General features: G+C 71.8%; 28 protein-coding genes and 1 pseudogene. 13 read left to right on the forward strand and 16 right to left on the reverse strand.

The annotated features are described in order from the left end of the window. The first annotated feature begins 190 nt into the window (after positions 1-190). The 9 genes and pseudogenes from ACFUNE_RS34555 to ACFUNE_RS34595 form a co-directional block, all read left to right on the forward strand. Positions 191-1,162: a GlxA family transcriptional regulator gene (locus ACFUNE_RS34555; RefSeq protein WP_383576558.1), complete on the forward strand. Its 972-nt coding sequence runs from the start codon at positions 191-193 to the stop codon at positions 1,160-1,162. 109 nt (positions 1,163-1,271) lie between these two features. Continuing rightward, positions 1,272-1,880, forward strand: coding sequence for an SMI1/KNR4 family protein (locus ACFUNE_RS34560; protein WP_383576387.1), 609 nt, complete (start codon positions 1,272-1,274; stop codon positions 1,878-1,880). 94 nt (positions 1,881-1,974) lie between these two features. Continuing rightward, positions 1,975-2,568, forward strand: coding sequence for a DinB family protein (locus ACFUNE_RS34565; RefSeq protein WP_383576389.1), 594 nt, complete (start codon positions 1,975-1,977; stop codon positions 2,566-2,568). A 156-nt stretch (positions 2,569-2,724) separates the two neighbouring features. Next, a complete protein-coding gene (locus ACFUNE_RS34570) occupies positions 2,725-3,060 on the forward strand; it encodes a hypothetical protein (protein WP_383576391.1) in 336 nt (111 codons plus the stop codon). Positions 3,061-3,154: 94 nt separating this feature from the next. Continuing rightward, positions 3,155-3,490 (forward strand): deoxyxylulose-5-phosphate synthase, encoded by a 336-nt coding sequence (locus ACFUNE_RS34575; RefSeq protein ID WP_383576393.1) that lies wholly within the window; start codon positions 3,155-3,157, stop codon positions 3,488-3,490. 50 nt (positions 3,491-3,540) lie between these two features. Next, positions 3,541-4,029 carry a MarR family winged helix-turn-helix transcriptional regulator gene (locus tag ACFUNE_RS34580; protein ID WP_383576395.1) on the forward strand — a complete coding sequence of 163 codons (489 nt, stop codon included), beginning with the start codon at positions 3,541-3,543 and terminating at the stop codon, positions 4,027-4,029. A 101-nt stretch (positions 4,030-4,130) separates the two neighbouring features. Continuing rightward, positions 4,131-5,645: an MFS transporter gene (locus ACFUNE_RS34585; RefSeq protein WP_383576397.1), complete on the forward strand. Its 1,515-nt coding sequence runs from the start codon at positions 4,131-4,133 to the stop codon at positions 5,643-5,645. Positions 5,646-5,664: 19 nt separating this feature from the next. Continuing rightward, positions 5,665-6,150 (forward strand): TIGR03618 family F420-dependent PPOX class oxidoreductase, encoded by a 486-nt coding sequence (locus ACFUNE_RS34590; RefSeq protein WP_383576399.1) that lies wholly within the window; start codon positions 5,665-5,667, stop codon positions 6,148-6,150. Positions 6,151-6,221: 71 nt separating this feature from the next. After that, positions 6,222-6,329: pseudogene (locus tag ACFUNE_RS34595) on the forward strand (HAD family phosphatase); the annotation flags it as partial. 38 nt (positions 6,330-6,367) lie between these two features. On the opposite strand, the gene ACFUNE_RS34600 reads toward ACFUNE_RS34595, so the two are convergent. Beyond that, positions 6,368-7,000 carry a TetR/AcrR family transcriptional regulator gene (locus ACFUNE_RS34600; protein ID WP_383576401.1) on the reverse strand — a complete coding sequence of 211 codons (633 nt, stop codon included), beginning with the start codon at positions 6,998-7,000 and terminating at the stop codon, positions 6,368-6,370. Then, a complete protein-coding gene (locus ACFUNE_RS34605; protein ID WP_383576403.1) occupies positions 6,997-7,806 on the reverse strand; it encodes a TetR/AcrR family transcriptional regulator in 810 nt (269 codons plus the stop codon). Before ACFUNE_RS34605 ends, ACFUNE_RS34600 begins: the two co-directional genes overlap by 4 nt. A gap of 60 nt (positions 7,807-7,866) precedes the next feature. Here ACFUNE_RS34605 and ACFUNE_RS34610 point away from each other — a divergent pair, with 60 nt between their 5' ends. Together ACFUNE_RS34610 and ACFUNE_RS34615 are read left to right on the forward strand one after the other, a co-directional pair. Then, positions 7,867-8,826 carry an ATP-binding cassette domain-containing protein gene (locus ACFUNE_RS34610; protein ID WP_383576405.1) on the forward strand — a complete coding sequence of 320 codons (960 nt, stop codon included), beginning with the start codon at positions 7,867-7,869 and terminating at the stop codon, positions 8,824-8,826. Beyond that, on the forward strand, positions 8,819-9,592 hold the full coding sequence (locus ACFUNE_RS34615; protein WP_383576407.1) for an ABC transporter permease: 774 nt from the start codon (positions 8,819-8,821) through the stop codon (positions 9,590-9,592). Before ACFUNE_RS34610 ends, ACFUNE_RS34615 begins: the two co-directional genes overlap by 8 nt. 17 nt (positions 9,593-9,609) lie before the next feature. Here the strand turns inward: ACFUNE_RS34615 and ACFUNE_RS34620 are convergent, their stop codons facing one another. The 3 genes from ACFUNE_RS34620 to ACFUNE_RS34630 form a co-directional block, all read right to left on the reverse strand. Beyond that, entirely contained in the window at positions 9,610-10,866 is a 1,257-nt protein-coding gene (locus ACFUNE_RS34620) for a GNAT family N-acetyltransferase (RefSeq protein WP_383576408.1), read from the reverse strand. Between the two features lie 133 nt (positions 10,867-10,999). Further along, entirely contained in the window at positions 11,000-11,977 is a 978-nt protein-coding gene (locus ACFUNE_RS34625) for an asparaginase (protein ID WP_383576410.1), read from the reverse strand. Between the two features lie 51 nt (positions 11,978-12,028). Then, a complete protein-coding gene (locus tag ACFUNE_RS34630) occupies positions 12,029-12,715 on the reverse strand; it encodes an ABC transporter substrate-binding protein (RefSeq protein WP_383576412.1) in 687 nt (228 codons plus the stop codon). Positions 12,716-12,830: 115 nt separating this feature from the next. On the opposite strand from ACFUNE_RS34630, the gene dtd reads away from it, so the two are divergent. Then, positions 12,831-13,280 carry a D-aminoacyl-tRNA deacylase gene (dtd, locus tag ACFUNE_RS34635; RefSeq protein ID WP_383576414.1) on the forward strand — a complete coding sequence of 150 codons (450 nt, stop codon included), beginning with the start codon at positions 12,831-12,833 and terminating at the stop codon, positions 13,278-13,280. Positions 13,281-13,320: 40 nt separating this feature from the next. On the opposite strand, the gene ACFUNE_RS34640 is transcribed toward dtd, so the two are convergent. From ACFUNE_RS34640 to ACFUNE_RS34665, 6 genes are all read right to left on the reverse strand, one after another. After that, the gene (locus ACFUNE_RS34640; RefSeq protein WP_383576416.1) at positions 13,321-14,286 is read right to left on the reverse strand and encodes a YgfZ/GcvT domain-containing protein; all 966 of its coding nucleotides are present in this window, start codon (positions 14,284-14,286) and stop codon (positions 13,321-13,323) included. A 30-nt stretch (positions 14,287-14,316) separates the two neighbouring features. Next, a complete protein-coding gene (locus ACFUNE_RS34645; RefSeq protein ID WP_383576418.1) occupies positions 14,317-14,778 on the reverse strand; it encodes a Fur family transcriptional regulator in 462 nt (153 codons plus the stop codon). A 58-nt stretch (positions 14,779-14,836) separates the two neighbouring features. Then, positions 14,837-15,409 (reverse strand): FABP family protein, encoded by a 573-nt coding sequence (locus tag ACFUNE_RS34650; RefSeq protein ID WP_329231232.1) that lies wholly within the window; start codon positions 15,407-15,409, stop codon positions 14,837-14,839. A 259-nt stretch (positions 15,410-15,668) separates the two neighbouring features. Further along, complete coding sequence (locus tag ACFUNE_RS34655) at positions 15,669-16,556, reverse strand: hypothetical protein (RefSeq protein ID WP_383576420.1); 888 nt, start codon at positions 16,554-16,556, stop codon at positions 15,669-15,671. Next, positions 16,553-17,383 carry a hypothetical protein gene (locus ACFUNE_RS34660; protein WP_383576422.1) on the reverse strand — a complete coding sequence of 277 codons (831 nt, stop codon included), beginning with the start codon at positions 17,381-17,383 and terminating at the stop codon, positions 16,553-16,555. The genes ACFUNE_RS34655 and ACFUNE_RS34660 overlap by 4 nt, the downstream gene beginning before the upstream one ends. Continuing rightward, positions 17,380-18,213: a hypothetical protein gene (locus ACFUNE_RS34665; RefSeq protein WP_383576423.1), complete on the reverse strand. Its 834-nt coding sequence runs from the start codon at positions 18,211-18,213 to the stop codon at positions 17,380-17,382. The genes ACFUNE_RS34660 and ACFUNE_RS34665 overlap by 4 nt, the downstream gene beginning before the upstream one ends. A gap of 106 nt (positions 18,214-18,319) precedes the next feature. Between ACFUNE_RS34665 and ACFUNE_RS34670 the strand changes: the two genes are divergently transcribed. Further along, positions 18,320-18,682, forward strand: a complete 363-nt coding sequence (locus tag ACFUNE_RS34670; RefSeq protein ID WP_383576425.1) for a DsrE family protein — start codon at positions 18,320-18,322, stop codon at positions 18,680-18,682. 18 nt (positions 18,683-18,700) lie between these two features. On the opposite strand, the gene ACFUNE_RS34675 is transcribed toward ACFUNE_RS34670, so the two are convergent. From ACFUNE_RS34675 to ACFUNE_RS34695, 5 genes are all read right to left on the reverse strand, one after another. Then, positions 18,701-19,078 (reverse strand): DUF3099 domain-containing protein, encoded by a 378-nt coding sequence (locus tag ACFUNE_RS34675; RefSeq protein ID WP_383576427.1) that lies wholly within the window; start codon positions 19,076-19,078, stop codon positions 18,701-18,703. A gap of 120 nt (positions 19,079-19,198) precedes the next feature. After that, entirely contained in the window at positions 19,199-19,486 is a 288-nt protein-coding gene (locus ACFUNE_RS34680) for a DUF1416 domain-containing protein (protein WP_014154938.1), read from the reverse strand. 48 nt (positions 19,487-19,534) lie between these two features. Next, positions 19,535-20,374 (reverse strand): sulfurtransferase, encoded by an 840-nt coding sequence (locus ACFUNE_RS34685; RefSeq protein WP_383576429.1) that lies wholly within the window; start codon positions 20,372-20,374, stop codon positions 19,535-19,537. 151 nt (positions 20,375-20,525) lie between these two features. Continuing rightward, a complete protein-coding gene (locus ACFUNE_RS34690; protein ID WP_350310325.1) occupies positions 20,526-20,606 on the reverse strand; it encodes a putative leader peptide in 81 nt (26 codons plus the stop codon). A 271-nt stretch (positions 20,607-20,877) separates the two neighbouring features. Then, the gene (locus tag ACFUNE_RS34695; protein ID WP_383576431.1) at positions 20,878-21,573 is read right to left on the reverse strand and encodes a DUF2993 domain-containing protein; all 696 of its coding nucleotides are present in this window, start codon (positions 21,571-21,573) and stop codon (positions 20,878-20,880) included. Positions 21,574-21,632 lie beyond the last annotated feature (59 nt).

The raw sequence follows: 21,632 nt of genomic DNA on the forward strand, positions 1-21,632 counted from the left end.
ATCCTGGCCGTCCGGCCCACCCCGGGTCGATGGCAAGAAGGTCATCCTCCGATACATTCATGCCATGTCCCTCGCTCCTGCCGACCGCGGCGTTCCCACTCCCCACGGCGCGCCCTTCACCCGCCCCTGGGCCGCCGGGCCCCTCCGGGACCGGGACCTCGCCGACCGCGCGGCCGAACTGGACCGCCAGATGCGTCCGGACCCACGGCCCGGCGCCCACAAGGTCGTCGTCCTCGCCCTCGACGGCGTCTATCCCTTCGAGCTCGGCATCCCGCACCGCGTCCTGGGTTCCGCCGACGGCCGCTACGAGGTGCTGTCCGCGAGCGTGGACGGGCAGCCCGTGCGGACCGACTCGGACCTGACCGTCACCCCCGCCCACGGACCCGAGGTGCTGGCCGGGGCGGACACCGTCGTCATCCCGCCGTACGCGATCTCCCGGGCGGCGGCCGCCGCCCCGGAACCGGAGGCCCTCGCCGCCCTGGCCCGGATCCGTCCCGGCACCCGCCTGGTGTCCATCTGCACCGGCGCCTTCCTGCTGGCCGCCGCCGGTCTCCTGGACGGGCGGCGCGCGACCACCCACTGGGCTCTCACCGAACACTTCCAGGAGCTGTTCCCCCAGGTCGAGCTCGACGCCGGCGTGCTCTTCGTCGACCAGGGCGACGTACTGACCTCCGCCGGGGCGGCGAGCGGTGTCGACGTCTGCCTGCACCTGGTGCGCCAGGACCACGGCAGCGAGGTGGCCAACCAGGTCGCCCGTCGCTGCGTCGTGCCGCCGTACCGGGACGGCGGGCAGGCGCAGTACATCGAACGGCCGCTGCCCCCGGCGAGCGGCACCGGCACCGGGCCGACCCGCGACTGGGCACTGGGGCAGCTGGAACGTCCGCTGTCGCTGGACGAGCTGTCCGCACACGCGGCGATGAGCACCCGCACCTTCGCCCGGCGGTTCCGGGAGGAGACGGGGCTGAGCCCCGGCCGCTGGCTGACCCAGCAGCGGCTGCGGCGGGCGCGGCACCTGCTGGAGTCCAGCGACCTGCCGGTGGAACGGGTCGCCCACGAGGTCGGCTTCGCCACCGCCACCTCGCTGCGACGGCACCTGGCGGCGGAGGCGGGGGTCGCCCCGTCCGCGTACCGGCGCACCTTCCGCGCCTCGGACCCGGCCTGAGCCGTCCCTCCGAGCGGGAGCCGGTGCGGAGCCCGCCTGCCCGGCCGGTCGAGCGGGAACGGGTGCGGCGCCTGCCTGCCGGAGCGAGCCTCTTGAGAGACTTCCGGCCATGACCTCGGCCGATGACGACGTGCGTACACCGTGGGACCGCATCGACACCTGGTGCGGGAGCCACCTCCGCGACACCCCCGTGAGGGCCGCCTCGGACGAGGGCCGGCTCCGCGCGGCCGAAACGGCGCTCGCGACGGTGCTTCCCTCCCAGGTGCGTGACTGGTGGGCCCTGGAGCGGGTCGGCGCCGACTTCTGGATCCCGGGAGCGTTCGCACCGGTGGATCTCGAGGAGGCGCTGGAGACGAGGGAGATCTGGTTGCAGGTCGCGGAGGAGGAAGACCCTGCCTTCGACGCCGACGGCACACCGCAACCCCGCTTCCTGCCCTCGTTCCTGCCGATCGCGATGGATCCCGGCGGTGACGGACTCGTCGTCGACCTGGCGCCCGGTGACTCCTGCGGCGCGGTGTACCTGTGGGACCACGAGACGTGGATGCTCGGGGTGCCGCTGTGGAGTTCGGTGGCCGCCATGCTCCGGGACATCGCCACGGCTCTGGAGTCGGGGACGCCCGCACTGCTCCGGCACGCGGCCCTCGGCGGTGTCCGGAAGGCATGCGTGGCGGTCGTGGACGACAGCGGGGATCTGGCCTGGGAGGCAGCGGCCAGCTGAGCCACCTCGGACGGGACGCGCTCCGGTGCCCGCCTGCCCGGCCGGGACGAGAAATCGGTTGGGCGGGTGCCGCGCGAACGACAGACTCGGTGCCATGACCTCCCCGACCGCCAAGTCCGACCTCCGCTTCTACCTTCAGTCCGCCCGGGACGCCCTGCTCTGGAAGCTCGACGGGCTCTCCGAGTACGACGCCCGACGCCCCCTCACTCCGACGGGTACCAACCTCCTGGGCATGGTCAAGCACGTCGCCACCGTCGAATTCGGCTACCTCGGCGACACCTTCGCCCGGCCGTCCGGTGAGCCGCTGCCCTGGGTCGGGGAGGGCGCCGAGCCGAACGCGGACATGTGGGCCACCGCCGACGAGTCGCGCGAGGAGATCGTGGAGCTCTACCGCCGGGCCTGGGCCCACGCGGACGCGACGATCGGTGCGCTGGCCCTGGACACCGTCGGCACGGTGCCGTGGTGGCCGACCGGGAGGGACGAGGTGACCCTGCATCATGCAGTCGTGCGCGTGATCGCCGACACGCAGCGGCACGCCGGGCACGCCGACATCCTCCGCGAACTGCTCGACGGGGCCGTGGGGATGGAGAAGGGCAACAGCAGCATCCCGCCCGGGGACGCGTCCTGGTGGGAGAAGCACCGGAGCCGCCTGGAGAGCGCGGCCCGCGAGGCCGGCCGGGATGTCTGACGCCGTGCCACCCCGACCTCGGCCGAGGGCGCTGGAGAGGGAAATGTCTACGCCACGCTGCCTCACTGCTCACGGGGTTCGGGCTGAGCTTCGCCCTGGAGCTCTACGCCGAGGAGGGCGGCGTGCTCCGGGAGCTCCGGACCTCGTGAGGCCCGAATGAACGACCTCCTGGCCCTTCTCGTGCTCGCGGGTGTGCTCGCCGCCGTGATGGGGTTCTTCCGGTGGCTGGCGTCCCGAGTCCGGCGGCGCGGAACCGCCGGTGCCGCCATCAGCGCGGCCCTGGCTTCGTACGACGAGGCGTTCCGCGTGACCGCGCACGAGGCCCACCACGAGATCCGGGCGCAGGCCGAGCGCAAGGCTCCGCTGCTCTCGCCGGACCACCCGTGGGAGACGGGCCGCAGCCGTCGGCCGTCGTGGGAGGGCCCACGGCGGCGGGGGCTGCGACGCCGCGTCGGGCGTCTGTGGCGCGGGCGTCGGGCCGGGCCCGCGTAAACCGGTCGCACGGCCGGGGCCACGTAAACCGGTCGCACAGCCGGGCCCGCGTAAACCGGTCGCACGGCCGGGGCGGATTTCCTACGCTGACCGCATGTCCCACGCCAACACGTCGTACGTCTGCCTGCCCTGCCGGGCCTCGTACAAGCAGCCCTACGAAGGGGGATGGGACGACCGTGTCTGTCCTCGGTGCGCCGGGACGCTGATCCACGCCGGATCAGCCTTCGCCGCCCCTCGACGCCGGGACGCCTCCGCGTGGCGCGTCCTCTCCTTGCTGCTGAACGCCGGCGTGCGCTTCCACAAGAGCTGCTGCGGCGGGCCGGGTTATCGCCCGCGCACGCTGCGGGAGGCGAAGGAACGGATGGTGTACGCCGAGCGCACCGGCGAGCCGCTCGCCAGGGCGCTGGTCAGGCCCGAGCTGCCGCAGTAACGTCCTCTTGCGGATGATCTGCCACGGTACGGATTGTTACAGTGGCAGACATGACCGCCCTGAGCCCCGCGCGCACCGAGCCCGACCTGTCCTTCCTCCTCGACCACACCAGCCACGTCCTGCGGACCCGGATGGCGGCGGCGCTCGCCGAGATCGGACTGACCGCACGCATGCACTGCGTCCTCGTCCACGCCCTGGAGGAGGAGCGCACCCAGATCCAGCTCGCGGAGATCGGCGACATGGACAAGACCACGATGGTCGTGACCGTGGACGCCCTGGAGAGCGCGGGACTCGCCGAGCGGCGACCCTCCACCCGCGACCGGCGGGCGCGCATCATCGCCGTCACCGAAGAGGGGGCCCGGACTGCCGCACGGAGCCAGGAAATCGTCGACCGGGTGCACCAGGAGGCCCTCGCGGTGCTTCCCGGCGGCGACCGCGAGGCGCTGCTGCGCGCCCTGAACCAGCTGGCCACAGGCCACCTGTCCACCCCCGCCGAGAATCCCCGGCCCGTCCGGCGGGCGCGCCAGGGGCAGCGGTAGCCCGCCGGGGCGACCGCCGCAGACCGGACCGTAAAATATAGTCTGCAACAAAACCATCTGCTACGGTCTCTCTTATCGACCCTTCCGACAGGAGAAGACCGATGCCCGCCCATGCCCCGCACGACACGTCCGCCGCGCCCCGCCCCGCGACGACCGAGCCTTCGGTCCCCGGACTCCGCGCACCCGCCCCCGAACATCCCGGCCCGGGTGAGACCACCCGTCACCGCGGCCTCGCCCTCGCGGTGATCGCCGCAGGAATGCTGACGGTCACCCTCGACGGCTCGATCGTGACCGTCGCGATGCCCACCATCCAGCGGGACCTGGGCTTCACCCCGGCCGGCCTCAGCTGGGTGGTCAACGCCTACCTGATCGCCTTCGGCAGCCTGCTCCTGCTCGCCGGGCGGCTCGGCGACCTGATCGGCCGCACCCGCGTGTTCCTCGCCGGCACCGCCGTCTTCACCATCGCCTCCCTGCTGGCCGGTGCGGCCACGACCCCCACCGCGCTCATCGCCGCCCGCTTCCTCCAGGGGGTCGGCAGCGCGATGGCCTCCGCCGTCGGTCTCGGCATCCTGATCACCCTGTTCAGCGGGGTCCGCGAACGGGCCAGGGCCATCGCCGTGTTCTCGTTCACCGGAGCGGCCGGCGCGTCCATCGGGCAGGTGCTCGGCGGGGTCCTCACCGACGCGCTCAGCTGGCACTGGATCTTCTTCATCAATCTGCCGATCGGCGTGGTGGCCCTCCTCGTCGCCCGCCGCGTCCTGCCCGCCGACCGCGGCGCCGGACTCACCTCCGGCGCGGACGTCATCGGTGCCGCTCTCGTCACGGCGGGTCTGATGCTGGGGATCTACACCGTGGTCAAGGTCGAGGAGTACGGCTGGATCTCCGCCCCCACCCTGGGGCTCGGGGCGGTCGCCCTGGCGATGCTCGTGGCCTTCGTCGTCCGTCAGGCGACCGCCCGGACCCCGCTCATGCCTCTGCGCGTCCTGCGCTCCCGCAGTGTCGCCGGGGCCAATCTGGTCCAGGTCCTCATGGTCGCGGCCCTGTTCTCGTTCCAGATCATCGTCGCGCTGCACCTGCAGAACGTCCTCGGCTACGGCGCCGCGGAGACGGGGCTCGCCATGCTCCCGGCCGCCGTCGTCATCGGGGGTGTCTCACTGGGCGTCTCGGCCCGGCTGAACGCCCGCTTCGGTGAACGCGCCGTGCTGCTGACCGGGATCGTCCTGCTGATCGGCGCCCTCGGATTCCTCACCCGGATCCCCGCGGACGCGCGGTACGTCACCGACGTGCTCCCCGTGATGCTCCTCGCGGCCGGCTTCGGACTGGCGCTTCCCGCGCTGACGGCCCTGGGCATGTCCGGTGCGGGCAAGGAGGACGCCGGGCTGGCGTCCGGGGTCTTCAACACCACCCAGCAGATCGGCATGGCCATCGGCGTCGCGGTGCTGACCACCCTGGCGGCGGCCCGGACCGACACCATGCTCGCCGAGGGCCACCGCCGGGCGGAGGCGCTGACCGGCGGCTACCAGCTGGCGTTCACCGTCGGAACGGGCCTGCTCGTCGCCGCCTTCGCCGTGGCGTTCCTCGTCCTGCGCCCCGCACCCTCCGCACCCCGCTCCTGAATCCCGAGAGGCAGACCCCATGAACACCACCGGAGAGACGAAAGGCGGGCCCGCGCCCCGCCCCCTCACCGACCAGGCACTCCTCCGGACCCTGCGGGATCAGCAGTTCGGCGTGCTCGCGGCCGTCCGCTCCACCGGCCATCCGCACCTGTCGACCGTCCTGTACAGCATGGACACCGAGGAACGCGTCCTGCGAGTCTCCTCCACGGCGGACCGGCTGAAGACACGCATCCTGCGGAAGAATCCGCACGCCTCCCTGCACGTCGGCGGCGACGACGCCTGGTCGTTCGCCGTGGCGGAGGGGACCGCGGAGGTCTCGGAACCGACCACCGTGGCCGGCGACGCCGTCGGACGTGAACTCCTCTCCCTGACACCGGGTTTCGACGATCCGGCGGAGGAACGGGGCTTCCTGCAGCAGGCCGTCGCCGAGCACCGCGTGGTGATCCGGATCAGGGTGACGAGGCTCTACGGAACCGCCCTGGACGTGACGGCGGCCGGCACGTGACACACGGCAGGGACACCGCGCACGACGGACACGTGACGCGCGACGGACACGAGACGCCGCACGACAGGCGCATGACGCACGGCACCGACGTCCTGCCCGCCAGGCCCTACGACGCCGTGCTCTGCGACCTGGACAACGTCGTCCGCTTCTACGACACGACACACCTGTCCGCACTGGAGCCTCCGCGAACCCGCCGACCTCCACGCGCCGTTCGGCCTCACCCGGACCGCACCGTGAGCAGCCCGTCCGCCAACTGCGTGAAGGCGAACCCCGCCGCCTCCCGCGCGTCCGCGTGCACCTGGCCGGCGCTCTCCCCCGCGTCCATCCGCCGCCAGTTCTCCATGGCCAGGATCCGCAGTACGGCGATGATCTGACCGGCCGCGAGGCGCGCCGCCACCGGCGTACCGGGGTCCAGGGCACGGGCGAGCGCGGCTTCGGAACGGCCCTGGTAGGCGTAGAGGCGGGCGACGAGCGACGGGGTTCCGTAGAGCAGCCGGTGGAAGGCCAGCACGTGAGGGTTGTCGCAGAGGCCGGTGACCGGGTCGCGGCGGTCCAGGCCCTCCAGGAAGTGCTGACGCAGCGCTTCGAGCGGGGAGAGGCCTTCCGCCCGGCCGGAGACGACACGGGCGGCCTCGTCCTCGTGGTCGGCGAACCGGTGCAGGACCAGGTCCTCCTTGGACGGGAAGTACCGGAACAGCGTCGGCTTCGAGATGTCGGCCGCCGCCGCCACCTCGGCCACCGAGACCTTGTCGAAGCCCCGTTCGAGGAACATCGAGATCGCGGCCTCGGAGACCGCCTGGTAGGTCAGCTGCTTCTTGCGCTCACGCAGGCCGGTCTTCCCGTCGCTCATGACGGCGATCCCTTCTCGATGAGCGCGTCGACCCCGTCGAGGATCCGCTCGAGGCCGAACACGAACTCGTAGTCGGGCTCGTCCGGTTCACTCATGATCCCCGTGTCCAGCAGCCCTGCCAGCTCCGGATGGAGTGCCGGGTCCACGAGTCTGCGCACCGTCCGCTCCCACCGCGCCATGAACTCCTCGGCGGAGACGCCCTTCTCCTCGACGGCGGCGGCGATGTCGCTCATCAGCGTCGCCTCGTTCCGCACGTAACCGGAGACGAGGAGGATGACCGAGATCTTCTCGCCCGAGGACAGGCCGCTGTCCCTCAGCGCGTGGAGCCCGCGTTCCCACCACAGCACCATGTGCGGGCTGGCGGGCGGACCGCCGATCGGGATGCGCAGGGACCACAGGTTCTGCTGGAACATCCGGCGCTGGGACCAGGCCCACCGGCTCAGCGCCTCCCTCCAGCCCGCCTGCTCCTCCGCCTCGGACAGCGGCGGCGGGGTGCCCAAGGCCGCCTCCTGCATGAGGACGTACAGCTCCTCCTTGGCGGAGACGTAGCGGTAGAGCGACATCGTGGAGGCCCCGAGCTCCTTGGCGACCCGCCCCATCGAGACGGCCGAGAGGCCTTCGGTCGCGGCCACCGACACGGCCGCCGCCACGATGCGGTCCAGTGTCAGGCCGGGCTTCGGGCCCTTGACCGGACGGTCGCGCAGACCCCACGCGGCCTCGATGCTGGCCGGCAGGCCCGTACCGCCCGACGCACTGCTGTTCTCCGTCACCCGTGGCCCTCTTCCCCAGTACTGGCTTGCCACCATCCTAGGTTTGCGTAATGCTTACGCAGTAACGCGTATGGCTTACGCAGAAGGGGGACAGTCATGAGCACACCCACGAACGGCGTCATGATCGAGGCGCACGGCCTGACCAAGTCCTACGGAGGAGGCACGCGGGTCCTGGACGGGGTCGGCCTCCGCGTCGCCCGCTCCGGGATCCACGCGCTCCTCGGACCCAACGGCGCGGGAAAGACCACGACCGTGCGGATCCTCGCCACCCTCACCACCGCCGACTCCGGCACCGCGCGCGTCGCCGGGTACGACGTCGTCGCCGACCGGCGCCGGGTGCGCCGCGCGATCAGCCTGACCGGGCAGTTCGCCGCCGTGGACGAGACGCTGACCGGTGAGGAGAACCTGCGGATGATGGCCCGGCTCTCCGGCCTGTCCCGCGCACGGGCCAGGACCCGCACCGAGGAGCTCCTCGACCGCTTCGGCCTCGCGGACGCGGCCCGCCGCCAGGCCCGTACGTACTCCGGGGGGATGCGGCGACGCCTCGACCTGGCGGCGGGACTCGTCGGCTCTCCCGAGCCCGGCGTCTTCTTCCTCGACGAGCCCACCACCGGCCTCGATCCCCGCAGCCGCCGCGAGCTCTGGCAGGTGGTCCGCGACCTCGCCGGCCGGGGCGCCGCCGTGCTGCTCACCACCCAGTACCTGGAGGAGGCGGACCAGCTCGCCGACGGCATCAGCGTCCTCGCCGAGGGGCGCATCGTCGCCGAGGGCACTCCGGACGCACTGAAGTCCCGCGTCTCGGGACACCGCCTGGACCTCGTCCTCAGCACCCGCGAGGCCTACCTCCGGCTCGCCACCCGCGCCGACCACCACTCCCCCGAGACACTCACCCTCGGCGTCCCCACGGACGGCACCGCGGCCCACGTCCGCGCCCTGCTCGACGAGATCGACCCGCACCGCACCGACGTCGACCGCTTCTCGCTGCACCGCGCGACCCTCGACGACGTGTTCCTCGCCCTCACCGCCGAGAGGACGGAGGCACCCGCCCATGTCTGACACACCCGGAGCGCTGACCCACGCCGCGGTCATGACCAGCCGCAGCCTGCTCATCAGCCGCCGCAACATCGACGCCGTCATCACCTCGATGATGCTGCCGATCATGCTGATGCTGATCTTCGTCTACTTCTTCGGCGGCGCGATCGACACCGGCGCCGCCTACGACTCGTACGTCATGTACGTCGTCCCCGGCGTCCTGTTCCTCTGCGTCGGCTTCGGTTCCGCCACCACCGCGGTGGCGGTGAGCGAGGACATGAAGGGCGGCATCATCGACCGCTTCCGCTCCCTGGACATCGGCGCGCTGCCGATCCTGGCCGGCCATGTGGCGGCCAGCACCGTCCGCAACCTGGTCTCCACGACGCTGGTGTTCGCCGTCGCCCTGCTCATCGGCTTCCGCCCCGCGGCCAGCCCCGCCGGCTGGCTCGCCGTCGCCGCGGTGCTGCTCGCCTGCATCGTGGCCCTGTCCTGGATCTCGGCGGCGATCGGCCTGCTCGCCCGCACGCCGGAGGCGGCCGGCGGATTCACCTTCTTCATGTCGTTCCTGCCCTACCCGAGCAGTGCCTTCGTCCCGGTCGACACCATGCCGGACTGGCTCCACGGCTTCGCCGACCACCAGCCGGTGACCCCGGCCATCGAATCCCTCCGCGGTCTCCTGCTGGACCAGCCGGTGGGCAACGCCCCCTGGACGGCACTCGCGTGGGCGGCCGGGATCCTGCTGCTGGCGGTGGGCCTGTCGGGGACACTGTTCAGGAGGCGGACGCGGTGACGCGCGGGCGCGCCCCGTCAGAACACATCCGGGCACCACGCCCGCCGTGGCGCCCGGAGCAGCGCGTCGGCCGAGGCCGCCGCGCCCGCCCGGTGCTCGTCGATCCGGCCCAGCGCGGCCAGCCGCACCGGGGACTCGTCACCCAGCAGAAGCGCGCCGAGATCCGCCACGTCCAGCGTCAGGTCGGCGTCCCGGGTCGTGGGCCCGCAGGACGCGCCGGAGGGTGACACGTCCAGCAGGAAACGGCCACCCGCCAGGCCCGCCGCGTCCCGGACGTCGAGGACCAGCGCGCCCTCGGTCGCGTACGTACGTGACTCCAGGGCGCGCGGGACGTCCAGGACCCTCAGCCACAGCCAGTCCGCCTGCGTCACGACGCGGGCGGCGCGGGGGTCGGGGAGGAGGAGGGGGAGCAGGTCGTCGGGGGCGCGGTAGCCCGTGCGGACCGTGGTGATCCAGTCGATGGAGCAGACGAACTGCCACAGGGCGCGTTCCGCCGCCGGGGTAGCGGCGATCAGGCTGCTCACCTTCGCCGTGTTGAGCGGCTGCTTCCGGTCGCCCCAGTGAGCGTCCGCCCGGTAGACGACCAGGCCCTCCGTCTCCCCGCCGGCCGACCGGTACACGGCGTAGAACGGCTCCGTCCACGTCTCGAACGCCGGGACGTCCACACCGGTGTTCCGCTGCCACCAGCGCTCGTCCCTGGAGACCACGCCGTGCTGCCGCGCGGCGAGACGGCCGTGGAGTTCGGGGCCCAGCTTGCGTACGTCCGCGCCGTCGACCAGCTCGATCCGGCCGCCGTCCGCCTCGGAGGGGACCCGGCCGCGCGGGTCCAGGCCCGCCCGGGGGACGTCGATCTCCCACTCGGCCGTCCAGGCGGCCGGCCCGAATCCGTACCGCCCGTAGATCGGGTACTCCGCGGCGATCAGCGACGCCACCACGTCACCGCGCTCCTTCGCCGCCGCCAGGTCCGTCGCCATCATCCGGCTGAGCAGCCCCCGTCGCCGGTGCGTGGGGGTGACCGTCACGGCCGTGATCGCGTCCGCCGGCACCTTCGCGCCACCGACGACGGTCAGTTCCTGGGCGAACGAGCGGAAGGTGGCCACGCAGCGCCCGGCGTCGAACACGCCCTGGACGCGGTCGAGATCGGTGTGGGCCAGGCGCACCGCGATCTCCTCCTCCGCAACCGGTGCCGACGACGCCCGGAGGAATCCGGTGCCGACGGCGCGCAGCCAGTCGGGGAACTCGGCGGAGGAGACGGTACGTGGATCAAGACTCATGCGGCCCACGCTAGGCGCAGGGCAATCCGAATGTCGCGCGCGTTTCACCCCGGCGCGGGCCCACGCGCACGCGCGCGACCCGCGAGCAACCCGCCGGAGCCCGCGCGAGCCGGCGCCGGGCCCCCGCCGTCGCTCAGAACGCCGCCCGGATCGCGCCCACCTCCGCCGCGCCGCCCAGCAGCGGAGCGCGCCCGATGCGGGACACCACGGGGGCGTCGACGCCCAGCAGTTCGAGGGAGCGGGCCAGCACCGGGCCCAGGGCACGGGTGGAGCCGTCGTCGATCTTGAAGGCGAGTGCCCTGCCGTCCGGGAGGGCCAGCGCCTGGACCGCCTCGGCGCCCATCTTGGAGAGCGTGCCCGGCACCTCCCGCATCAGCCAGGTGTCCGGCCGCCGTGTGCCCGCGACGTACTCCGGGTGCGCCCGCATGGCGTCCGCGACCCGCCGCTCCGCCGTGCCCGGCTCCGCCAGTACGAACGAACGGAACGCGCGGGCCAGGCCCACCAGGCCGATCGCCATCAGCGGGGCCCCGCAGCCGTCCGTGCCGATCGCGGCGACGGGCTCGCCCGCCGCCTCCGCGACGACCTGGCCGACCAGCCGCTGGAGCGGGTGGGCCGGGTCGAGATAGGTGGCCGTGTCCCAGCCGTTGCGCACGCAGACGGCGAGCATCGCCGCGTGCTTGCCGGAGCAGTTCATGGTGAGCGGCTCCCGGACGCCGCCGGCGGCGAGGTACGCCTCGGCCTCGACCGGGTCCAGCGGCAGATCCGGCGGGGTCTGCAGATCCGCCGGCTCCAGGCCGTGCTCGGCGAGCATCGTGCGCACCAGGTCGAGGTGGAAGGGCTCCCCGGAGTGGCTCGCGGCGGCCAGCGCCAGCCGCTCCTCCGAGAGGTCCAGCCCGGCCCGCAGGATCGCGGCGGCCTGCATCGGCTTGTTCGACGAGCGCGGGAAGACCGGGGCCGCCGGTTCGCCGAGCGCGAGCTCCACGCTCCCGTCGGCGGCCAGGACGACCAGCGACCCCCTGTGGTGGCCCTCGGTGAAGCCGGACCGTACGACCTCGGCCAGGACCGGGAGCTCGGGGGACGGGGTCGACGACGGGGCTATGGAGGACGTCATGCGGCGGGTGGCCTTCCGGGGACGGGGTGACCCACCCCCGGAAGGGTCGCTTCAGGCGAGCAGGTCCTCTACTTGTGCTTCCCCGTCACGGTACCTGCGGGCGATCTCCGCGCTGCAATCGTCCACGGTCCGCTGGAGCCGGTGACGGCGCCGGGACACCTGCTGCTCGTAGCGGACGAGCCGTCCCATGGCGGTGAGGAGCTCTTCGTCCGTCCGGGCGTCGAGGTCGGAGAGCTCGACCTCCGCGAGGGTGTCCGCCGCCAGCTGCCGGTACTCGTCGCTGCGCGGCGTGGTGAGGGTGACGTGCCGCGCCGACGAACGGTGGACGGAGGGGGTGTCGGCGAGGATCTCCGACAGCCGGTCCACCACGGGCGACTCGGGATCCACCCGTCGGGCGAGCTCGGCCCGCAGGATGTCGATCCGCCCCTGGACCAGACGGCGTACGTAACTGAGGTCCGCCTCGTCGCGCTGGGCGTCACGGCGCAGGGTGCGCAGCTCCGGAAGCCGCAGCCCGCCGAATTCGGGCTGCGGGCGCACGGAGGCCAATCCCTCGAGCGCACCGCCCGCACCGCCTCCGGTCTGCCCGGGCACGGACACCACTCCGGGCAGGTGCACGGGTGGCGGGGTGGGCAGCTGACCGGGCGCAGCGACGGACCGCTGCACGGGTGGCCGCAGGCCGGCGGCTGTACGTGTCACTGGTACGGCACCGGGTGATGGCCCGGTTCCCTGTGTCGTCATGATGTTCCGTCCCCTCGACCGGTGCGTCGGCACACCGACATCGTGCATCGTGCCACTACGCAGGGTGTTCACGCAGGTGCTCTGTACCCGTTCAGCCCAAGATAGGTTGGTCTGTATGCGTGCAGTGATACAGAGAGTGGACGGCGCGAGCGTCAGCGTGGCGGGCGCCGCGGACGATCCGTCGGGGACCGGGACGGTCGGCGAGATCGTCGGCGAGGGACTGTGTGTGCTGGTGGGGGTCACTCACGGCGACACCGCGGAGAAGGCGGCACAGCTCGCCCGCAAGCTGTGGAGCGTGCGGATCCTGGAGGGCGAGAAGTCCTGCTCGGACGTTAATGCACCGCTTTTGGTCATTTCTCAGTTCACCCTCTACGGGGACGCCAGGAAGGGCCGCAGGCCCACCTGGAACGCCGCCGCGCCCGGCGAGGTCGCCGAACCGCTGGTCGACGAGGTGGTGGCCCAGTTGCGCGCGCTCGGCGCGCAGGTGGAGACGGGCCGGTTCGGGGCGGACATGCGGGTCACGCTCACGAACCACGGCCCGTTCACCGTACTGATCGAGGTATAGCAGCGCGGGCAGCCCGGCTGGACGGCCGCGCGTAGTCGCTCTACGGCTCGACGACCGTCTCCTGGGCCGCCGCGGTGTCACCCGCGATCAGTTCCGCGTCCACCGCCACGTTCCGCTTGACCAGTGCCAGGGCGATCGGCCCCAGCTCGTGGTGGCGGGCCGAGGTGGTGATGAAACCGAGCTGGCGGCCCTCCTCGCCGTCGGCGGCGAGCCGGACGGGCGTCCCGTGGCCGGGCAGGTACACCTCGCTGCCGTCGAGGTGCAGGAAGACCAGGCGGCGCGGCGGCTTCCCCAGGTTGTGGACACGGGCGACCGTCTCCTGGCCCCGGTAGCAGCCCTTCTGGAGATGCACGGCGCTGCCGAGCCAGCCCAGCTCGTGCGGGATGGTTCGGTGGTCGGTCTCGAATCCCAGACGCGGGCGGTGCGCCTCGACGCGCAGTGCCTCGTACGCCAGGATGCCGGCCACCGGGCCGTGCGCCGAGGCGTACGCCTCCAGGTCGGCCCGGGGCAGGAAGAGGTCGCGGCCGTGGGCCGTCTCCCGTACGGCCGCGCCGTCAGGGACCTCGGCGATGGAGCCGGCCGGCAGGTGGACCACGGCGAAGTCCTCGGTGCGGTCGGCGACCTCGACCCGGTAGAAGAACTTCATCGACTCCAGGTACGCGATCAGCTCGCCCTGGCTCTCCGGCTCGGCGTGCATCCACATCGTCGTGCCGTCGTCGACCAGGTACAGGGCGTGCTCGATGTGCCCGTTGGCGGAGAGGATCAGTGCCTCGGTCGCCTGGTTCGGCGCGAGATCGCTGACGTGCTGGGTGAGCAGCAGGTGCAGCCAGGCCAGCCGGTCGTCGCCGGTGACGGTGACGACCGCGCGGTGCGAGAGGTCGACGAGACCACTGCCGTCGGCGAGTGTGCGTTGCTCACGGAACAGGTCGCCGTAGTGCGCGGCGACGCCTTCGTCGCGCCCCTCGGCGGGGACGGCGCCGGGCAGGGACAGCAGGGGGCTCTTCATGCGACAAGCGTACGACCCGAGGGGGCCGGTCTACCGCTCGGCGGCGGGCCCCTCCGGCGGGCCGGCCTCCGCGGCCTTCGCGGTGCAGTCGGCGCAGCGTCCGAAGATCGCGAAGTGCTTCATGTCGGTCTCGAAGCCGAACGTGGCCCGCAGCTTCGCCGTGAAGTCGGTGACCACGTCGACGTCGGCCTCGATGACGTCCGTGCAGTCCCGGCAGACGAGGTGGATGTGGTGGTGCCGGTCCGCCAGGTGGTAGGTGGGGGCGCCGTGCCCGAGGTGGGCGTGGCTGACCAGCCCGAGCTCCTCCAGGAGCTCGAGGGTCCGGTAGACGGTGGAGATGTTCACGCCCGACGCCGTCCGGCGCACCTCGCAGAGGATGTCGTCGGGTGTCGCGTGCTCCAGGGTGTCGACGGCCTCCAGGACGAGCTGACGCTGAGGCGTCAGCCGGTAGCCACGCTGCCGAAGATCGGTCTTCCAGTCGGTGCTCACCACAGCCCCAGTGTAGGGCGGGGTGAACACGTCCCGACCGGATCCGGGCGGGACGGACCGACTACTTGAAGAACGCGATGCCGTCGTCCGGCAGGTCTCCGAGGCCCCGCGCCATCTCGGCGACCTGTTCCGGGGAGACGACCTTCTTCAGGTGCGCCGACATGTACGGCCGCAGCTCCACGTCGGGGGTGGCCTTCTCGCCCACCCACATCAGGTCGCTGTTCACGTAACCGTAGAGCCGCTTGCCGCCGCTGTACGGCCCGGAGGCCGCGGTGCGCGCCACGGCGTCGGTCACGACGTCGATCTGCGGCTTCTGCTTCGCCAGCTCGCCGTACCAGATCTCGACGATGCCCTGGTCGCGGACCATGACGATCTCGACCTTGCGGTCCTTGTCGATGCGCCAGTAGCCGGACTCGGACTCCAGCGGCTTGACCTGGTTGCCCTCCGCGTCGAGCACCCAGGAGTGCGAGACGTACTCGAGGAAGTCGCGGCCGTCGTGGCTGAAGGTCACTTCCTGGCCGAAGTTGCACTTCTCGGCGCCGGGGAAGTCGGAGACGCCCGCTCCCGCCCAGTTGCCCAGGAGGAAGGCCAGCGGCACGAGGTCCGGGTGGAGGTCGGACGGAATCTCGATCATGAGCGGCTCAGACGATCTGTGAGGGTGTACGGGAGGTGTTCGGCGAGGGTCAGCGCTGGCCCTGGTACAGCTTCTTCACGGTCACGGCGGCGAAGGCGAGCACGCCGACGCAGACCAGGACCAGCAGGGCGGAGAAGAAAGCCTCAAGCACGGGAGCTCCTCGGAACGAACGACATGACGGCAGCGGGCGGCCGGGCCCCCAGCCTAATGGGTGGGGGCCCGGCGCGGCGGTCCGGGGCTTCGCCCCGGCCCGGTCGGCTCAGCCCAGGAGCTGGTTCTGGAGGATCAGCGTCTGGTGGAACGGAACCGCCTCCGCGCCGGCCCCGCCCTTGCGGCTGTGGACGACCAGGGCGACGGTGTCCCCGGCCAGGACGTAGGCGTGGCGGACCTGTTCGGCGCCGTAGGGCTCGGGCTCGGAGTAGACGTGAGCCGTCGTGAATTCCGCCCCGGCCGTGGCGGTCCAGTCCTCGTCCCACACGGGCTCGGCCATCCCGGCGAGGGGGATCGGCAGAGAGCCGCCCTCGTCGAAGATCTCGTCGATGAAGGCCGTGGAGTACGCCACCGAGTTGAACTGGAGCAGATAGACGCGGGACGACGTGCCGTCCTTCATGGTCCAGCCGCGGGCGGCCACGTGCCGCAGGGCGGAGTCCTCGAGGTGCTGGTCGAGAGCGGTCCGGTCATCCTTCCCGTACTCGGCGGTGTACCGGGCGGTGTCCACCCAGCCGCCGTCGAGCTCCTTGTCCACCGTGGCCCCTGCCGGTACCGGCAGCAGCAGGCGCCGCAGATCCGCGTGGTGGATCTCGGCGGTGTTGGAGTCGCTGAACGGGCGGGGCGCGTCGGCGGGCAGAGCGGGCAGGGTCAGCGCCGGGTAGTCCCACCGCCCGTCGTCCCGCGTGGCGAGGCCCGGTACGTCGGTGCGCTTCATCGACGTGATGCCGGCGACCGTGCCGGCTCCCAGCCCGCCCATGACGAGCACGGCGGCCGTCCATCGCAGGACGGCCCGCAGGACGCGGCGCTGCGGGCGGGGCGCGGCGGGCGCGAGCTCCTCGGTCTGCACGGGAGGGGGCGGAGGATCCTGCGGGACCGGCGGGAGGGCGGTCGTGGCGGGAACGGCCACGTCGGCCGGTGGGGCCGTCTGCTCGGTCATACGTACTCCCCCGGGGACGTGATGTGGTCCAGCTGGTCCTTCAGCAGTTCGGCGACGGCTGCCTTGTCGACGGGCTTGATGCCGGTGGCCCGGTAGGTGATGCTCAGCTCACCGTCGTACGCCGCGCACACCAGGTCCTCGATACCGCTCTCGCTGTCCTTGGGCTGCAGGTAGCAGGTCGCCCTGCGGGTGTGGCCCTTGACCTTCGGGCCGTCGCGGAAGATCCCGACGAGGTCGAACAGCTCCTTCTGGAAGGTGTAGAAGGTCCGGACCGCGTTCTTGTCCTTCATCCGGACGATCTCGGCGTGCACCTCCAGATCGTTGTTATCGGAGACGTACGAGCGAAGAGCGAGGCCCTGCACGCGGAGCTTGTCGATCCGCTTCTCGTACTCCCGGCGCTCCTTGCCCGCGAGGCCCCGCCTGGACTCCTTCATCGCGGCGACGGCCTGTCTGCCGTCCACCTCGTCGTCGTTGCCGTGCTCACCGTCGTCCGGACCGAGCCGGTAGCCCTTGGGTACGGGCAGCAGCAGCTTGCTGAGCTCCGTGTCCGACCGGCCCCGGCCGGTGTCGCCCGCGGGGTCCTTGCCGGCCTTGCGGTCGGACACGTCCCAGAGGCGCGTTTCCACGGTGCGGTCCGCGCCGTCGACCGTGACCTTCGTGTACGCGGCCGCGCCTCCGACAGCGCCCAGCACCAGCACGAAGGGAAGCGCCGTGAGCAGGATCCGTCGGGCCCGGACACCCCGGACGGGGGCGACCGGGGTGTCAGCGACGTCCGTGGCGTCGAGCGGTGCCGCGTCGGAGGGCCCGGGCGGGGTCATGTCGTTCACACGCGCTCCAGCTGTCGCTCGGCCAGCGTCCGGATGTCCTTCTTGCTGATCGGCCGGGTGTCGTAGATGTCGATCTCGATCATGATGTCGCCGCGGTGCACGACGGCCCTGGCCTGGTACGACGGCAGGTAGCCGGGATCACGGTCGACGCCGTAGATGTAGTAGCGGCCGTCTCCACTGCCCTTGAGCAGGTCGCCCTCGTTGCCCGCGTATTCGTCCGAGGCCATGTACGCGCGCTGGCCGGCGGCGTAGTCGGCTGCCGCCGCCTCCGTCCCGGAGGAGAACTGGGCGAGCGTGATCGTCGCCTCCCGGTACTCGCCCTTCTTCCAGGCGGCCCCGGCGGCACGGCGGAAGCCGGACTCCTGGAGGTACTCGAACATGTGCCCTTCCTCCTTGTAGCCGCGCGCGAGGTCCCCCACGCCGATCCAGCCGTCGTCCAGCCAGTCCGCGTCCTCGTTCTCGCTCCAGCCCGCCGGGCGGTCGATCAGCAGCTTGCGCAGGTCGCCGTCCGTCTTGACCTGCCGGTCCTGCGAGGCGGGCAGCGGGGCCGGGACCTTGTCCGCGGGAAGCGCCTTCGCCGGGTAGGCCAGCTCCGTCTGCGACAGCGCGGGCAACTGCGACGGGGGCCGCTGCGCCTGGATGCCGTAGCCGACCGCCGTGCCGCCGGAGATGCCGAGCAGGGCAGCGGCGGCGATGAGCAGGGCCGTACGGCCGCGCGGGCGCCGGCGTACGGGCACGGCCGGCGGCTCCGCCGGTGCCGTGGGCGAGGTGGCCGGTGCCGTGGCCGGCGGCTGGACCGACCTGTCAGAAGTGGTGTCGTTCGGTTCCAAAAGGGTCCCCCCCAAGAGACCTGAGGCGCAGGTTCCATTACCTGCGCACACAACTGACCCACAGGTCACAAGGGAGGTTGCACCACCGAGGATTACAGTTCGGTACATGCCGAAGAAGCTCGTGATCAAGGTGACCGCCGGGGCCGATGCCGCCGAGCGCTGCTCGCAGGCCTTCACCGTGGCGGCCGTGGCCGTCGCCAGCGGGGTCGAGGTCTCCCTGTGGCTGACCGGCGAGTCCGCCTGGTTCGCCCTGCCGGGGCGCGCCGCCGAGTTCGAACTGCCGCACGCCGCGCCCCTGCCCGATCTGATCGACTCGATCCTGGCGGGCGGCGGCATCACGCTCTGCACCCAGTGCGCGGCACGGCGGGACATCACCGAGAAGGACGTGCTGGAGGGGGTGCGGATCGCCGGCGCCCAGGTCTTCGTGCAGGAGGCCATGGCGGACGGCACCCAGGCGCTCGTCTACTGACCCGAGGCGAGGGAGGGCCTACCGGCGGTTCCTGCCGTCGAGTTCGTCCCACCACGCGTCCGACGTCGGGTCGCCGGTGGGCCCCTTGCCGGCCGGGCGAGGGCGGGAGTCGCCAGGTGGTGAGTCCCGGGACCCCGACCCTCCGGGCGGGCCCGACTCTCCGGGCGGGCCCGGGTCTCCGGGCCGGGAGCCCCGTGAGGGGTCGTCCCACCAGCGGTCCTCCGGTCCCCGCCGGTTCGCGACGATCGCCGCGACGGGCGGTATGACCATGGCGACCACGCACATGGCCACGGCCGCCGGGACCGACCACAGACGCACGAAGGCCCAGGCGGACACGAAGAGGAGAAGGCATCCGCCCATCATCAGGAAGTAGACGCGCCTGCGCCGGGCGTACATGTCTCCAGCGTAGGGCTCTCCGGCGCGGACGCGACCGCGGACGGCACGAAGGGCCGCACCCCTGTTCAGGTGGCGTCCAACCCCCTGAGGTGCGGCCCTCCGGCCGTATGTGCGCGTGAACTACACCGCGATGGCGACCTCGGCGAGGCCACCGGTCTGCGCCACCACCGTACGGTCGGCGGTGCCGCCCGGAACCAGGGCGCGAAGCGTCCAGGTGCCCTCGGCCGCGTAGAAGCGGAACTGTCCGGTCGCCGAGGTCGGGACCTCGGCGGTGAACTCACCGGTCGAGTCCAGCAGACGGACGTAGCCGGTGACGGGCTCGCCGTCGCGGGTCACGCTGCCCTGGATGGTCGTCTCGCCCGGCTTGATCGTCGAAGCGTCGGGGCCGCCGGCCTGTGCTCCACACATGGTGTTCTGTCCTTCTGGTCGGGGTCCTGCTGATCGGGTCCTGTGGATTTACTTGTTGGCGCCGAGCTCGATCGGCACGCCCACCAGGGAGCCGTACTCGGTCCACGAGCCGTCGTAGTTCTTGACGTTCTCCTGGCCGAGCAGCTCGTGCAGCACGAACCAGGTGAGCGCGGAGCGCTCACCGATGCGGCAGTACGCGATGGTGTCCTTGGCCAGGTCGACCTGCTCGTCCTCGTAGAGGGCCTTGAGCTCGTCGTCCGACTTGAAGGTGCCGTCGTCGTTGGCGTTCTTCGACCACGGGATGTTGCGGGCGCTCGGCACGTGGCCGGGGCGCTGCGACTGCTCCTGCGGGAGGTGCGCCGGGGCGAGCAGCTTGCCGCTGAACTCGTCGGGCGAACGCACGTCGACGAGGTTGAGGCTGCCGATGGCCTTCACGACGTCGTCGCGGTAGGCACGGATCGACTCGTCCTGCGCCTTGGCCTTGTACTGCGCGGCCGGGCGGGCCGGGACGGCGTCGGTCAGGTCGCGGGAGTCGAGCTCCCACTTCTTGCGGCCGCCGTCGAGCAGGCGGACGTCCTGGTGGCCGTAGAGCTTGAAGTACCAGAAGGCGTAGGACGCGAACCAGTTGTTGTTGCCGCCGTAGAGGACGACCGTCGTGTCGTTGCCGATGCCCTTCTCGGACAGGAGCTTCTCGAAGCCGGCCTGGTCGATGAAGTCACGGCGGACCGGGTCCTGGAGGTCCTGCGTCCAGTCGATCCGGATCGCGTTCTTGATGTGGTTCTTCTCGTACGCCGAGGTGTCCTCGTCGACCTCGACGATCGCGACCTGCGGGTCGTCGATGTGGGCCTCGACCCAGTCGGCGTCGACCAGAACGTCTGCGCGGCTCATGTGTTTCTCCTCCGGGGCAGTCTGCGGCGGGGCGGTGCGGTGTGCGGGGTGCGAGGTGTACGCGCAGGTGCTTGGAGCGGAACGCGTACGGACGGCACGGGTTCGGCCCTGACATCGTCGAAGGGCCGGGGGAAACGGGAGAGGGTCCCGCTCAGAAGGTGCGACAGAGCATGGCGGCGACGCGGCACAGGTCTACTGCCCGCCGCTTCGTGAGGTCCGCCTGTCGCTTCATGCATCCGATCGTAGGGAGGTACGGGCGGAGATGTCACCGTCGTGTCGGATGATGAGACACGATCGTCCGCGATACGAGACGGAGTGAGCCGGTAAGGCCCTCCCGGCCGGGATTCGCCCACCCTCCGCCCGACGGACATCTACGGAACGGACAAGCCTGTCTCATTATCTGGATCGAGCCGTCCGGGGCGCCTCCGCGGAGCCCCTACCCCGCGCGGCCGGGGGTTATCCGCGGCCGCGCCGTGCCGCTCCGTCACCCACGAGTGGGGCGGTCAGCCCGCCAGTTCGACGTCGGAGCCGCTCATCGATATCTCCAGACCGCCCGGCGCCACCTCGATCTTCTCCAGCTTCAGCCCGTCCGGCAGGCCGCCGATCCCGCGCTCGAAGTCGGTCTTCTGCCTGACCAGGTCCTCGAGGCCGGGAATGCCCTCGCCCGGGACCTCGTCGGCGCGCACCTTGACGGTGTCGCCGTCGACCAGGGTGACCGTGGAGAGCACGCTGCGCGTGAGCGTCCGGTCCACCAGCGGGATGCGGACCGACCCGGTGACCTTGACCTTGCCCTTGCCGCCGTACGCGACCGTGACGCCCTCGTCGGCGGCCTCGGTCAGGGCCGCGTACGAGACGACGGCCGTCCCGGTCGCCCGGGATGCCGTCGCACTGGTGTAGCCGGCGCCCAGCGTCACCTGGTGCAGCTGGGCCCGGATCTCGCTGATCCGTATCTCCCGCCCGGCCGCGCTGGCGCGGATGTCCTCGACGGTGACGTCGACCCGGTCGAGCTCGGAGCCCGCCACCTGGGTCAGGAAGGGGAAACCCTTGATCGAGACGTCGGTCGAACCGGTCTCGACGCCGCCGAACCCGACCCGGTCCTCGGCCTCCGACTCCGCGAAATACACGGCGGCCCGGTCCACGGCGACGAAGACGCCGCCCAGCACCACGGCGATGATCAGCAGTATTCGCAGTGCGCGCATGCCTGTTGTTCCCCCACTCGGACCGGCCGGACCTCTGGTGCACGTGAGCCTACTGCCGC

The organism is Streptomyces sp. NPDC057287, from assembly GCF_042667905.1.
Taxonomy (GTDB): Bacteria; Actinomycetota; Actinomycetes; order Streptomycetales; family Streptomycetaceae; genus Streptomyces.